The organism is Pedobacter sp. UC225_61 (assembly GCF_044452285.1).
Classification (GTDB): Bacteria; Bacteroidota; Bacteroidia; order Sphingobacteriales; family Sphingobacteriaceae; genus Pedobacter.
The window spans coordinates 104,640-118,760 of the sequence record NZ_JBIOAL010000001.1 but is presented as its reverse complement, the minus strand read 5'-3'; the positions used below and the strand labels follow the sequence as shown (position 1 = coordinate 118,760).

Here is a 14,121-nt window from a genome sequence, read left to right as displayed (position 1 = left end):
ATATTTTGGAATTTTAGTTGAAATTGTTTTTACATGCCCAAGATATAGATTTGTATTAGCTTACCAAAATGCTTTCTCATTTTTTAAAACTTTATTAGCAAGAAATGGTTAAATAGTAAAGGATTAGAAATGGAAAATCAACCTGTAAAAGCCATAGATTATTCAGCATTTGCTGGAAAATGGTATTCTTTATATTCAATTCCCACATTGATGGATAAGAATTGGAAGCAAACCACAGAAACGTATACTTTAATTGATGGTGAACATTTTGATGTTTATACCACTTACCATAAAGAAGGGAAGCCAGAAGAAAAATCTATTACTTCAAAACTATTTTTTGATAAAGAAAAGCTAGATGGTGATATGAAAGCTCAATTTTTTTGGCCCTTTAAAATAGGATATTGGGTAATTGAATTAGCAGATGATTATAGCTATGTAGTTGTCGGTCATCCTGAAGAAAAATATCTTTTTATTATGGCAAGAGAACCAAAAATGGATCCAATCTTATTAAAAGATATTATAGAAAGATGCAGGCAAATGGGTTATGATACTGGAAGTCTGGTAAGTCAAGAGCATGCTTAAGTAGTTCTTTTGTCATTATATGCCCAAGATGAGAAATTAGGCATAATAATGGTTTCTATCTCAAAAAATATATCAAAATGAAAATATTATTTGTTTTAACATCACATAGCGAACTTGGTAATACAGGTAAAAAAACTGGATTCTGGATTGAAGAATTTGCGGCACCATATTATGTTTTATCAGATGCTGGCGCTGAAATTACCATAGCATCACCAAAAGGTGGACAGCCACCTATTGACCCAAAAAGTGATGAGCAAGACTCACAAACCGAAGCTACCAAAAGATTTAAAAATGATGCAGGTTTAAAAGAAAAATTGAGCAAATCGATAAAATTGTCTGAAATTAAAGAGCAAGATTTCGATGCCGTTTTTTACCCAGGTGGTCACGGTCCATTATGGGATTTGGCAAATGATGAGAAGTCAATAGCGCTTATCCAAGAATTTTTAAGTGCACACAAGCCTGTTGCTTTGGTTTGCCATGCTCCTGGTGTTTTAATTAACGTTAAAGATGCCAATGGTGAAGCGCTAGTTAAAAATAAGGATGTTACGGGTTTCTCAAATACAGAAGAAGCAGCAGTACAACTTACTGATGTGGTTCCCTTCTTGTTAGAAGATGAGTTTAAAAAATTAGGTGGAAATTACAGTAAAGGACCAGATTGGGGATCCTATGTTAAAAAAGATGGATTACTGATTACTGGACAAAATCCAGGTTCTTCAGAAGAAGCGGCCAACGTGTTATTGGATACTTTAAAAGGATAAAATAGCTATTCATAACGAATTAAAGGTTAAGAAGTTAAAAACTTCTTAACCTTTTTATGCACCATATACGTCATTTATTATTGGTGCTATACCATGTATATGGCTAATCTCAGTAAAATCTTTTATTTGAAGTTACGAACAATAACGTAAACCTTATGCATTCAGTATTATCTCTTCTTTATTTTGCTTATTCATACCCTTTTGCCATTTTTTCCATTGTAGATGTTGATAATTTACTGACAAGTTAACAAGGTAATTTCTCTATTTTTGATCTCAATCAATTCCCAATTATGTACCTGATTTTTGATACTGAAACAACTGGCTTGCCACGTAATTACAATGCGCCTATTACCGATACTGATAATTGGCCACGTTGTATTCAAATCGCTTGGCAGTTGCACGATGAAATGGGGAAAATGATTGAGCATCAAGACTATTTAGTAAAGCCTGAAGGATTTAATATTCCTTATGATGCAGAACGAATTCATGGAATTTCGACGGAATTGGCGCAAGATCGGGGAATTGTATTAGCCGAAGTTTTAGAAAAATTTAATACTGCACTTGGTAAAGCAAAATTTGTAGTTGGTCAAAACATAGGGTTTGATGTAAATATAATGGGTTGCGAATTTCATCGTTTGGGCGTAGCAAATCCAATGGCTGAGATGCCTGTTTTAGATACCTGTACTGAGATTACAGCTAATTTGTTAAAACTGCCTGGAGGTAGAAATGGACGATTTAAATTACCAACTTTAACTGAATTACACTACTATCTTTTCGGGGTTCCATTTGCCGAAGCGCACAATGCAACTGCTGATGTAGAAGCAACTACGCGTTGCTTTTTAGAGTTGATTAAAAAGGAGGTCTTTAAAAAAGAAGAGCTGTTGGTTGATACCGATTATTTCCTTCGTTTTAAAGAAAATAACCCACTTATAGAAGCTGTTGGCTTACAGCATATCAATTTAAAGGCAGCATCGGCTGAAATTAGAAAACACTTACAAGGAACAGAAACTGGTGGCATTTCTAAACAAACTTTAGCGGGAAATAAACAAGAATTAGCAAATGCAAACTTTGTGCATTTGCATAATCATACTCAATTTTCAGTTTTACAAAGTACCATCAGTGTTCCGGATTTAGTTAAAGCTGCGGCCGTTCAAAATATGCCTGCTGTTGCACTAACAGATCATGCAAATATGATGGGTGCTTTTCACTTTGTGAGTGCAGTAAGCAAATACAATAAGGAAGTTAAAGCAAAAAACGAGGAGGCATTAGCCAAAGGCGAAGAACCAATGGCTCAAATTGTAAAACCCATTGTTGGGGTTGAATTTTTTGTTTGTGATAATCATTTAGATAAAACCAGACAAGATAACGGGTACCAAGTTGTACTATTGGCAAAGAATAAAAATGGGTATCACAACCTTGCCAAAATGTCATCAATTGCCTATACCAAAGGTTTTTATTATGTTCCTCGTATTGATAGAAAGGTAGTTGAACAGTATAAAAGCGATATCATTGTGCTTTCTGGTAATTTACAAGGAGAAATTCCAAGTAAATTATTAAACATGGGTGAGAAACAAGCGGAAGACGCTTTAATTTGGTGGAAAGAACAATTTAATGATGACTTTTATGTAGAACTAATGCGCCATGGTCAGGAAAATGAAGACCGTGTAAATGCTGATTTAATTGCTTTATCGAACAAACACTCAATTAAATTAGTAGCAACTAACAATACCTATTACATCAATAAAAAGGATTCAAATGCACACGATATTTTGTTGTGTGTAAAGGATGCAGAAAAACAAGCAACGCCAATTGGTCGTGGTCGTGGATACCGCTATGGTTTGCCAAATCAAGAGTATTATTTTAAATCTGCAGAGGAAATGAAAGCGCTTTTTGCGGATTTGCCAGAAGCGATTTTGAATACACAGGAAATTGCAGATAAAATTGAAGCTTATGAATTGGCTCGTGAAGTTCTATTACCAAAGTTTGATATTCCAGCTGAATTTTTAGTAGAAGAAGACCTAGCAGATGGTGGTAAACGTGGTGAGAATAAATATTTACGACACTTAAGTTACGAAGGTGCTAAGAAAAGATATGGTGAATTAACCGAAGAAATCATTGAACGGTTAGATTTTGAATTAGCTACCATTGAAAAAACGGGTTACCCAGGATATTTCTTGATTGTACAAGATTTTATTGCAGAAGCTCGTCGTCGTGATGTTTCTGTTGGACCTGGTCGTGGTTCTGCTGCAGGGTCAGTAGTAGCATATTGTTTGTGGATTACAAATATTGATCCTTTAAAGTATGATTTGCTATTTGAGCGTTTCTTGAATCCAGATCGTGTTTCCATGCCCGATATTGATATTGACTTTGACGATGAGGGTCGTGGTCGTGTAATGGATTACGTAATCAATAAGTATGGATCAAGTCAAGTAGCGCAGATTATTACGTATGGAACAATGGCGGCAAAATCATCCATCCGTGATACGGCAAGGGTTTTAGATTTACCACTTTTTGAGGCTGATAAAATCGCAAAGCTGATACCAAATATGAAACTGGCAAAGATTTTTAACTTAGATGAAAAGTCTTTAAAATCCGCTTTGCGACCAGATGAATATGAAAAAATTATAGAGTTAAAAGCTTTAGCGGCAGCCAAAAATTTAAGTGCAGAAACGATTGAGCAAGCTATCATTTTAGAAGGATCATTAAGAAATACAGGTATTCATGCATGTGGAGTAATTATTACACCAGATGACATTACCAATTTTGTTCCAGTAGCTACTGCAAAAGATTCAGATTTATATGTTACCCAATTTGATAACTCTGTTGTAGAGAGTGCAGGTTTACTAAAAATGGACTTTTTGGGGTTAAAAACATTAACTCTAATTAAGGATACTGTAAAACTGGTAAAGAAAAGACATGGTATTGATTTAGATCCAGATAGTTTTCCGATAGATGATGTAAAAACTTACGAACTTTTTCAACGTGGCGAAACGGTAGGCATTTTCCAGTACGAGAGTGCGGGTATGCAAAAGTACATGAAAGAGTTAAAGCCAACAGTTTTTGGAGATTTAATTGCCATGAATGCATTATATCGCCCTGGTCCAATTGCATATATTCCTAGTTTCGTAAAACGTAAAAATGGTGAAGAGGAAATTAAATACGATTTAGAAGCTTGTGAGGAATTACTAAAAGAAACATACGGAATTACAGTTTATCAAGAGCAGGTAATGCTTTTGTCGCAAAAATTAGCAGATTTTACCAAAGGTGAGGCCGATGTGTTGCGTAAAGCGATGGGTAAGAAACAACGCGATGTGTTAGATAAAATGAAGCCCAAATTTATTAAACAGGCTGCAGCAAAGGGTCATGATGATAAAGTTTTAGAGAAGATATGGAAAGATTGGGAAGCTTTTGCTGAATATGCGTTTAATAAATCTCACTCTACCTGTTACGCTTGGATTGCGTACCAAACTGCTTACTTAAAGGCAAATTATCCAGCGGAATATATGGCTGCGGTACTTTCCAATAACATGAGCGATATTAAGCAAGTTGCTTTCTTTATGGAAGAATGTAGGCAAATGGGCGTGACTGTTTTAGGGCCAGATGTAAATGAATCTGATTTGAAGTTCTCGGTAAATGCCAAAGGCGAAGTTCGTTTTGGTATGTCGGCAGTAAAAGGAGTTGGCGAAAAAGCGGTAGAAAGTATCATTGAAGAACGTTTGGAAAATGGCCCTTATACTTCGGTTTTCGATTTTGCTAAACGTTCAAACACGCGTATTGTAAATAAAAAAGCATACGAAAGTTTTGTATATAGTGGTGCATTTGATGCCTATGGTTTTCATAGAGCGCAATATTTTTATATTGGCGCTAACGATAAAATGAATGGAATTGAAAAGTTGATTAAATATGCTAATGATTTCCAGAATAATGAAAGTTCATCCCAAGCTTCACTTTTTGGAGGTTCAAAAGCGGATTTAATTTTAGAACCTACTTTTCCAGTTTCTCCAGAATGGGGATTAATTGATCGATTAAAATATGAAAAGGATGCGATTGGAATTTTCTTATCAGGCCATCCATTAGATGATTATCGTTTTGAGTTGAATCATTTTTGCCAGCATTCTGTTAAACACTTAGCTATTGTCAATAAAATTAGAAGTGGCGATACCAACGAAGAAATTTTAGCCGAGTTCGAAACCTTAAAGAATAGAGATTTGGTAGTAGGTGGATTAGTTGTTTTGGCATCGCAACGAATTACTAAAACAGGCAAGCCATTTGGTACTTTTGTTTTTGAAGATTACGACGATAGCTGTGAAATTGCTTTGTTTGGAGATGATTTCTTGAAATTTAAACAGTTTTTAACAGAAGGATATTTCTTGCAAATTAGAGGTAGAGTAGGAGAACGTTTTAGAAAAGAAGGCGATTGGGAGTTTAAAGTTACATCGATAGATTTATTATCGGAATTACGTGATAAACTAACTAAATGCATTACTATTCAAGTGCCTATTGAAGAAATTAACGATGAGTTAATGCAAAAAATTGATGTGCTTTTGCAAGAAAACAAAGAAAGTAGCGAGCGCCATAATTGTAAGTTAAATTTTGAGGTTTACGATAGAGAGCAGAATTTGAAATTGGAACTCCCTTCAAAATCTTTAAAAATAAATCCTAACAACCAGTTTTTAGAACAATTGACCAAACTGAATGTTGTAAACTATAAACTAAACTAATACTAAAGTAGGTAAATTGTCAAATTGACAGTAACCTATTGATGGCATTACAATTGATAATATATTTGTATATAAATTTAAAAATAAGTTATGGCTTTAGAAATAACAGATGCGAACTTCGAGGAAGTTGTATTAAAATCAGATAAACCAGTATTAGTAGATTTTTGGGCAGAATGGTGTGGTCCATGTCGTATGGTTGGTCCAATTGTAGATGAAATTGGAAAAGAATACGAAGGAAAAGCATTAGTTGGAAAAGTGAACGTTGATAACAACCCACAAATTTCAACTCAATTTGGTATTAGAAATATTCCTGCTTTATTGTTCTTTAAAAATGGTGAAGTTGTTGATAAACAAGTTGGTGCAGTACCTAAATCAGTGTTGGCTGGTAAATTAGATAAGCAATTATAAGCTATCTCATTTTATAGAAATAATCTTAAAAATTATTTTTAAGAGAATATATATTTAAATCCGATCTCATTAAGATCGGATTTTTTATTATAAATAATTTTTTGTTCTTTTAAGTAAATCCCAGTTTATGAAAATAGTTAAATATCCTATATTAAGTTTACTTTCAGTAAGCTTTTTATTTAGTTGTGTAAATGAAACGAATGTTTCAGCACAAAATTCCGTTGAAAAAGGAAAGCCTTCGGCAGATTATAAACCTGCATTTGAAAGCCAAACTAGAATTAAGGCAGTGAAAACAGCAACACCACTTGCTGTATCTGTCATTAATAAGAAACTTGAAAATCCTTGGGCAATTTCTATAATGCCGGATGGAAGATTTTTTATCACTCAGAAAAGTGGATCAATGGTTATTTTATCAGCAAATGGAACATTGTCTAAAACAATTACCGCACTTCCTAAAGTAGATGATTCTGGACAAGGAGGTCTTTTAGATGTAACGTTGGCTCCAGATTTCGCAAAAAGTAAGATGGTGTATTGGGCTTATTCGGAACCGCAAAGCAAGGGTGTTTTGTTGGCTATAGCGAAAGGAAAATTATCAGCTAATGAAACGACTTTAGAAAATCAAACCATTATTTATAGAGCAACACCAGCCCATACTGGTAAACTTCAATATGGCTCAAGAATAGTGTTTGATAAAAATGGAAACTTATTTGTAAGTACAGGAGAACGTTCGGATAAAGAAATTAGAGTTCAAGCACAATATTTGAATTCTTCTTTAGGGAAAATTCTTCATTTAACACCAGCGGGAAAAGCAGTTCCGAATGGACCATTTGCGGGAAAGGCAGATGCTAGACCAGAAATTTATTCTTATGGACATCGCAACCCAGATGGTTTGGCTATTAATCCACAAACTGGCGATTTATGGGAAGCAGAATTTGGTCCAAAGGGTGGTGATGAAATTAACTTAATTAAACCAGGCAAAAATTACGGCTGGCCGGTTATAACTTACGGAACAGAATATAGTGGACAAAAAGTGGGAGATGGCATTCAGCAAAAAGCTGGCATGGAACAGCCAGTTTATTATTGGAATCCGGTTATTTCTCCAGGAAGCATTGCATTTTACAATAGCAATCACATTGCTGAGTGGAAAGGAAATTTATTTGTTGGCGCTTTAAGCGGCTCGCATATTATTCGCTTGGTACTTAAAAATAATAAAGTAGTTGGCGAAGAAAGATTATTAGAAGATAAAGGTGAGCGTTTTAGAGATTTAGTAGAAGGTAAAGACGGCGCTTTATATGCTGTTACTGATAGTGGTAATTTATATAAAATAACTAAGAAGTAAGATTTAACCACAGATAAGAGAAATACTGATTTAATAATCTGTAACTCTTTATCTGTGGTTATTTTCATTTTTAATCTTTAGGTTCCCATAATTCAACTTTGTTTCCTTCTGCATCAAGAATGTGTACAAATTTACCGTAATCATAAGTTTCAATAGTGTCCACTATAGTTACGCCTTCTTTTTTTAATTCTTCAACGAGTGCTTCTAAATTTTCAACCCTATAATTAATCATAAACTCTCTGGTTGATGGTTCGAAGTATGTTGTCTTTTCAGAAAATGGAGTCCATTGCGTTTGAGCTTTCTTTGTGCTATCTGTACCTTCAAACCACTCAAAGGTTGCACCATAAGGGTTTGTATTTAAGCCCAAATGTTTTTGATACCACTCTGTCATCTTCTTCGGGTCTTTGCATTTGAAAAAAATGCCGCCAATGCCTGTTACTTTTTTCATTCTTGAATTTTTATTTTGTGATAATATAGTTTTAAATGCGAAGCCAGAACAAAATGCTATGGCTGTGATTAGAGTAATAAAAATAGCTTTTTTCATTGGTTATAAAATAATATTGTCTAATCGACATGATAAATTTAGTAAAATTTCGTTACGTCAATACAACAGCCGATTAAATATTAATCATAATTTGAGATAAGCTAACAATGCATTTAATCGGCATAACGATATATTCAATGCAATAATTTATTAGTTTTACTTAATGCAGCAAATCAATTATCAAAATGAAGGAAGTTTAGGCAACTTAGAACTTTTGGCCCGACAAGTGGTTGAAGGGTTTATTACAGGTTTGCACAAAAGTCCTTTCCACGGGTTTTCTGTAGAATTTGCCGAGCATCGATTGTATAATACTGGAGATAGTGTTAAAAACATCGACTGGAAGTTATTTGCTAAAACAGATAAGCTATTTAGTAAACGATATGAAGAAGAAACTAATCTGCGTTGTCAATTTGTAATTGATACATCATCATCCATGTATTTCCCTAATAACGAGTACAATAAGTTAACTTTTTCAGTTCAAAGTGCAGCTGCATTAATTTATTTATTGAAAAAACAACGAGATGCTTTTGGTTTAAGCTTATTTACAGACCAATTGAGTTTAAATACACCAGCAAAATCTACTGGTACACATCAAAAATATTTGTTTTCACAGTTAGAGCAGATTTTACAAGCGCCGAAAATGAATGTGCAAACTAATTTAGCTTTAGCATTACATCAAATCGCAGAGTTAATTCACAAGCGTTCATTGGTCATTGTGTTTAGCGATATGTTACAAACTGTGCATGATGAAGATAAAATCTCAGCCTTGTTTTCTTCTCTTCAACATTTGAAGTTTAATAAACATGAGGTTGTTATTTTTAATGTTACAGATAAAAATAAAGAAGTAGATTTCGATTTTGCTAATCGCCCGCATCAATTTATTGATATGGAAACGGGTGCAACTTTAAAAACTCATACATCTAAAGTTGCAGCTGCTTATATAGAACAAATGAGTAATTATCGTCAAAAGCTAATGTTAAAATGTGCTCAATATAAAATTGATATGATTGATGCAGATATTAATGCAGGTTTTAATCAGGTGTTGCAAGCATACTTAATTAAGCGACAAAAAATGGGATAGGTTAGTTTATTGGTTAACTTGTTCATTAACCCATTTGTCATTCTGAGTTTGTCGAAGGATAGATAAACAAAAACCTTCCTATATTTTTCAATACAGGAAGGTTCAGATAAGGGTAACCGGAAAACTAAAAAACTATTGATGAGTTTTATTAGATAACAAAACGGAAATCGCTTCTGATGTTTTGTTAATCAAAGATGCTGTTCAATTATGAAGATTTTATGAAGTTTGCAGTGTATTGTATATCAGGTAGATAATTGCTAAATAATCGGAAATTCAACAGTAACCACAGTTCCTTTGTCTTTTTTGGACTGAATAAAAATGTTGAGTTGATGAAATTTAGCTATACTATTTACAATAGATAACCCTAATCCAAAGCCATCTTCCTTATCATTGTTTTCCCGCTCAAATCGATTAAAAGCATTAGCTACGTTCTCTTTTTCCATCCCTATTCCACTATCTTCAATGGTTAGGATATATTTTGTAGGTGTTAGTTCATCATGTATAGTGATAGAACCTTTAGTTACATTGTATTTTGTTGCATTATTAATAATGTTAATTAATAAAGTATGAATCAATGCTTGATTTCCTGTGAGGGTGAAATGTTCTTTAATTTCATTTTTATAAACAATTTGTTTGTCTATAATGCGGTCTTCTAAATCTTCATAAATATCAATCAACTCCTGTTGAATTGAAACCTGATCTTTTTTAAGGTACTGTTCGTTTTCTACCTTAGAAATCAATAACAAACTATTGATGATAACTTTTAAACGATTTAGTGTTTTTAAAGAAGCTAAAATTTTATTCTCGTGCTCAATAGGTAAATTTTCTGCGGACAGAATGTTTTCTAATCGACCACTTAAAATGGAAATTGGTGTGAGTAATTCATGAGAAACATTGGCGATAAACTGTTTTTCTAACAAGAATAAATTTGCAATTTTTCGCATGAGCGAATTAATACTATTATCTAGTATTTTGAAATCAGTAGTGTTAGTAGGGATATTTTCGTAATTATAAGAAGTAGGATCATTTACTTTATTTAGTTTCTGATCAATAATTTTATAAAATGGTTTTAATATAAGATTTGTAAATGCGTAATCAGTAAGTAGTGTAACCAGCAAAGATCCAATTAACACAATTAGCATGTAAAATCGAATAGTTGTTTTGATAGATTCCATAGCCGTCATGGCTTCTCCTAATTCCAATTTATAACGTTTGTTATTGTATTCGAATTGATCGTTAAGAATTCGATAAATTTCTGTGTCACCTTCAATTTCTCTTCGTTCTGTGGTAAAGAAAATGCTTGTATCAATTTTTCCAACATTAGGAATTGCATTTAAAACTATAAATTCATCTTTTAAGATGTTATAATCTGTAAATGAATGTTGATTTCTTAGCAAACTATCAATTTCGTTGTCACTTAAATTCTCGATTACTTTTAACCTCTTTTTAGTTAAACGTCCATCTAAATGATGAGAAGAAATGGTTTCTAAAGAAAGCAAGATAATTGCTCCTAACACCAAAATCACCGCTATTTTGGTGATGGCATTGTATAAAGCAAATTTCGCTTGCAGTTTCATTATTAATAATTAATTCGGTAGCCAATGCTGCGGACAGTTTCAAACCAATCGGTTTTAGTGCATTGAGTTAATTTTTTTCGAAGATTTTTTACATGCACATCTACAAAATTAGAATCAGAATTTACCTCTAAAATATCACCCCAAACGTGTTCTGTTAAGCTTATTCGAGAAACCACTCTATTTTTATTTAATACTAAATAGTTAAAAATTTCATACTCTTTTTTAGTTAGTGGAACTCTTTCACCTTGAAATGAAACAGTATGATTTTGAATATCTAACACGAAATCATGAATTTTAACTTCGTTTTTTTCTAATTTATGTTTGCGACGAATAATTGCATGCATTCTGGCAAGTAATTCATTTAATGAAAACGGTTTTGCTAAATAATCATCAGCACCGGTATCCAAACCCTTAATACGATCGTCAACTGCGCTTCTCGCTGTTAAAATAATTACAGCATCATCTCGATCTTTTAAGTTTTTCAATTGCTTAAGCACTTCAAAACCATCGCCATCTGGCAAACCTAAATCCAAGAGAATGAAATCGTAATTATTAACGAAAATTTTTTCTTCAGCTGATGCTTTTTTCCAAGCATGCTCAACAATATATCCTTCTCTGCTTAAAAATTCATTCATTTCAAGCGCTAAGCCTTTTTCGTCTTCAACTATTAATACATTCATTAGTTCAATTATTCTTTAGGATTGCATACTGAATTTATGTTTTTTAAGATGATTTCACAAGCTGTAGTAATTTCATCTTCAGTAATAATTAAAGGTGGTGCAATACGCATAGAATTACTGCAATGTAAAAACCAATCGGTAATTAAACCATTTTCAATACAGCCATCAATAATTTTTTTATTAGTTTCATAACTGTCAAACTCAACGGCTAGCATCAACCCTTTTCCTCTAATTTCTACAATTGCAGGATGTTTTAGCAATGATTTAAATAATTCTCCTTTTTGTTCCACTCCAGTAATTAAATCTTCAGCTAATATGGTTTCTAAAGTAGCTAACCCAGCTGCACAACTCACAGGATGTCCGCCAAACGTAGTAATGTGTCCTAAAATCGGATTATTTGTAAATACCGACATTATTTGTGAAGAACTGATGAAGGCACCAATCGGCATCCCGCCTCCAATGCCCTTTGCCAACAATAAAATATCAGGAACAACGCCAAAATGTTCAAAGCCAAACATCTTACCTGTACGACCAAATCCACATTGTATTTCATCAAAAACTAAAAGCGTTCCTGTTGCTGTACATTTTTTCCGTAAAGCTTTTACATAATCTGCATCTGGAATTCTTATCCCTGCTTCGCCTTGCATTGTCTCTATAAAAACGGCTGCGGTTTTAGTAGTTATTTTTTCTAAATCGTCAACCTTATTAAATGCAATAAATTGAATGTCAGGTAATAAAGGGCGATATGCTTGCTTAAATTCCTCATTTCCCATTAAACTCAATGCACCTTGCGTACTCCCGTGATAGCTATTTTTGCAAGCTATTAGCTCGGTTCGATTGGTGTATCTCTTTGCCAGTTTCATTGCTCCTTCAACGGCTTCAGCACCAGAGTTTACAAAGTAAGTGCAGCTTAAATTTTCTGGTAAAACCGATGCCAAAGCTTTTGCAAAATCAACTTGTGGGCTTTGAACATATTCTCCATATACCATTAAATGCATATAGGTTTCTGCTTGCTTTTTTACTGCTTCAACAACTGTGGGATGACAATGCCCAACATTGCTAACGCCAATGCCAGCAATTAAATCCATGTATTTTTTGCCAGATTGACCATACATGTACATGCCTTTTGCTTTTACAAACTCTAATAAAAGTGGGGTTTCAGAGGTTTGAGCATTATATTTTAAAAATAACTGACGTTGTGTTTGCATGGTGCAAATTAAGCTTTTTTGAAATCTTAATTATTTTATCCTAGCAGAATAATGTAAAATAAAAAATCCCATACGTGAATACATATGGGATTTTCTAAAAATTAATTAATTATTATTGTTTTGGTTGACCGCTTCTAAAACGATTAAGTAATTCTTTTTTAAACGCTTCTTGTGCTCTATAAAACTTACCTACAATTTTAATTGGTAAATTTGATTTGAACTTATTGTAGTATTTTTTCTCTATATTAAGTTCTCTTTGTTTAAAATCAAAGTCATTCACAATTAATGTCTGAATTTGAACATCTGTTAAATCTTCAATTTCCTTGATTTTTCTAAAGCTTATCATTTTTTGCATACGTTCTTTTCGCAATGCATTTTGTTCTCTGGTAAAATCGTTATAAATAGGCCAAAAAACTTTCGCTTCATCTGCAGATAGATCAAGTTTTGTGGTTAGCCAAGTTATTTTGTAAGCTTCCATTTTTTCATCGTCCATTCTTGGCCCTTGTGCAAAAGCTAAACTTGGCAATAAAATAAACAGTGCGATAATTATGTTTTTCATCTCTAAGTTTTATAAGTTATTTGATAAATCACTTGATGAAAAATGATTTAAAATATAGTTTTCCATTTCCGTATCTGACGCAGAAATTGTTGTAGGTGCTTGGCTTTCTTGTATATGATCAATAATTACACTCTCATCAATATCATATAGTAATTGCTCGTTAGCTAATTCTACTTTACGATCTTCCTTTAATGTACTTTGCTGATTAAAATATAAACCAGATGCGGTTATTAAAATAAAGCAAGCTGCAGAAGCATATTTCATAAAATCTGTCTGCCATAGACGAACAACTTTTGTTTTTTGAGCTGTACCCGAAGTTTTACTTAAAATATCTGCATTTAGTTTATCAAAATAATTAACAGGAGTTTTAAATCCATCGTTTTTTACCAATGCATTTAATTGCTCCACGGCAATGCGGCTTTCTATTTGAATACTTAAATCTTCAAAATAATTTTGTGGAATCGTAAAACCTTGATTTTCTTTTTGCATTAACCCATCTACAAAAACAGATTGATTAATACGTGTTGTTAAATCGTTGAAATATTTATCTGGCGCACTATATGGTGTAGTTCTTGGCAAACTCGCTAAGTAAGGAGCTTCCATTTCCCATTCCATATCTTCATCTTTTTTCTTCATGATAACCTATTGATAGATTTTAATGTAA

12 protein-coding genes are annotated in these 14,121 nt (G+C 33.1%); 6 read left to right on the top strand and 6 right to left on the bottom strand.

Annotation, left to right across the window (positions count from 1 at the left end):
- Nucleotides 1-129 precede the first annotated feature (129 nt).
- The 5 genes from ACHMWN_RS00535 (at nucleotide 130) to ACHMWN_RS00515 (ending at nucleotide 7,808) form a co-directional block, all read left to right on the top strand.
- Nucleotides 130-582, top strand: a complete 453-nt coding sequence (locus ACHMWN_RS00535; RefSeq protein ID WP_397296881.1) for a lipocalin family protein — start codon at nucleotides 130-132, stop codon at nucleotides 580-582.
- Between the two features lie 77 nt (nucleotides 583-659).
- On the top strand, nucleotides 660-1,340 hold the full coding sequence (locus tag ACHMWN_RS00530; protein ID WP_397296878.1) for a type 1 glutamine amidotransferase domain-containing protein: 681 nt from the start codon (nucleotides 660-662) through the stop codon (nucleotides 1,338-1,340).
- Between the two features lie 290 nt (nucleotides 1,341-1,630).
- Nucleotides 1,631-6,061: a DNA polymerase III subunit alpha gene (dnaE, locus tag ACHMWN_RS00525; protein ID WP_397296875.1), complete on the top strand. Its 4,431-nt coding sequence runs from the start codon at nucleotides 1,631-1,633 to the stop codon at nucleotides 6,059-6,061.
- Between the two features lie 90 nt (nucleotides 6,062-6,151).
- On the top strand, nucleotides 6,152-6,469 hold the full coding sequence (trxA, locus tag ACHMWN_RS00520) for a thioredoxin (RefSeq protein ID WP_173272305.1): 318 nt from the start codon (nucleotides 6,152-6,154) through the stop codon (nucleotides 6,467-6,469).
- A gap of 127 nt (nucleotides 6,470-6,596) precedes the next feature.
- On the top strand, nucleotides 6,597-7,808 hold the full coding sequence (locus tag ACHMWN_RS00515) for a PQQ-dependent sugar dehydrogenase (RefSeq protein ID WP_397296871.1): 1,212 nt from the start codon (nucleotides 6,597-6,599) through the stop codon (nucleotides 7,806-7,808).
- 70 nt (nucleotides 7,809-7,878) lie between these two features.
- On the opposite strand, the gene ACHMWN_RS00510 is transcribed toward ACHMWN_RS00515, so the two are convergent.
- Nucleotides 7,879-8,352 carry a VOC family protein gene (locus tag ACHMWN_RS00510; RefSeq protein WP_397296868.1) on the bottom strand — a complete coding sequence of 158 codons (474 nt, stop codon included), beginning with the start codon at nucleotides 8,350-8,352 and terminating at the stop codon, nucleotides 7,879-7,881.
- Between the two features lie 163 nt (nucleotides 8,353-8,515).
- Between ACHMWN_RS00510 and ACHMWN_RS00505 the strand changes: the two genes are divergently transcribed.
- On the top strand, nucleotides 8,516-9,433 hold the full coding sequence (locus ACHMWN_RS00505) for a DUF58 domain-containing protein (RefSeq protein ID WP_397296866.1): 918 nt from the start codon (nucleotides 8,516-8,518) through the stop codon (nucleotides 9,431-9,433).
- Between the two features lie 257 nt (nucleotides 9,434-9,690).
- On the opposite strand, the gene ACHMWN_RS00500 is transcribed toward ACHMWN_RS00505, so the two are convergent.
- From ACHMWN_RS00500 to ACHMWN_RS00480, 5 genes are all read right to left on the bottom strand, one after another.
- The gene (locus tag ACHMWN_RS00500) at nucleotides 9,691-11,010 is read right to left on the bottom strand and encodes a sensor histidine kinase (protein WP_397296863.1); all 1,320 of its coding nucleotides are present in this window, start codon (nucleotides 11,008-11,010) and stop codon (nucleotides 9,691-9,693) included.
- 2 nt (nucleotides 11,011-11,012) lie between these two features.
- Nucleotides 11,013-11,690: a response regulator transcription factor gene (locus tag ACHMWN_RS00495; RefSeq protein WP_397296860.1), complete on the bottom strand. Its 678-nt coding sequence runs from the start codon at nucleotides 11,688-11,690 to the stop codon at nucleotides 11,013-11,015.
- Between the two features lie 8 nt (nucleotides 11,691-11,698).
- Entirely contained in the window at nucleotides 11,699-12,898 is a 1,200-nt protein-coding gene (locus ACHMWN_RS00490) for an aspartate aminotransferase family protein (RefSeq protein ID WP_397296857.1), read from the bottom strand.
- 112 nt (nucleotides 12,899-13,010) lie between these two features.
- Nucleotides 13,011-13,457 carry a hypothetical protein gene (locus ACHMWN_RS00485; protein ID WP_397296854.1) on the bottom strand — a complete coding sequence of 149 codons (447 nt, stop codon included), beginning with the start codon at nucleotides 13,455-13,457 and terminating at the stop codon, nucleotides 13,011-13,013.
- Nucleotides 13,458-13,466: 9 nt separating this feature from the next.
- Entirely contained in the window at nucleotides 13,467-14,093 is a 627-nt protein-coding gene (locus tag ACHMWN_RS00480; RefSeq protein ID WP_397296851.1) for a hypothetical protein, read from the bottom strand.
- Nucleotides 14,094-14,121: the final 28 nt, after the last annotated feature.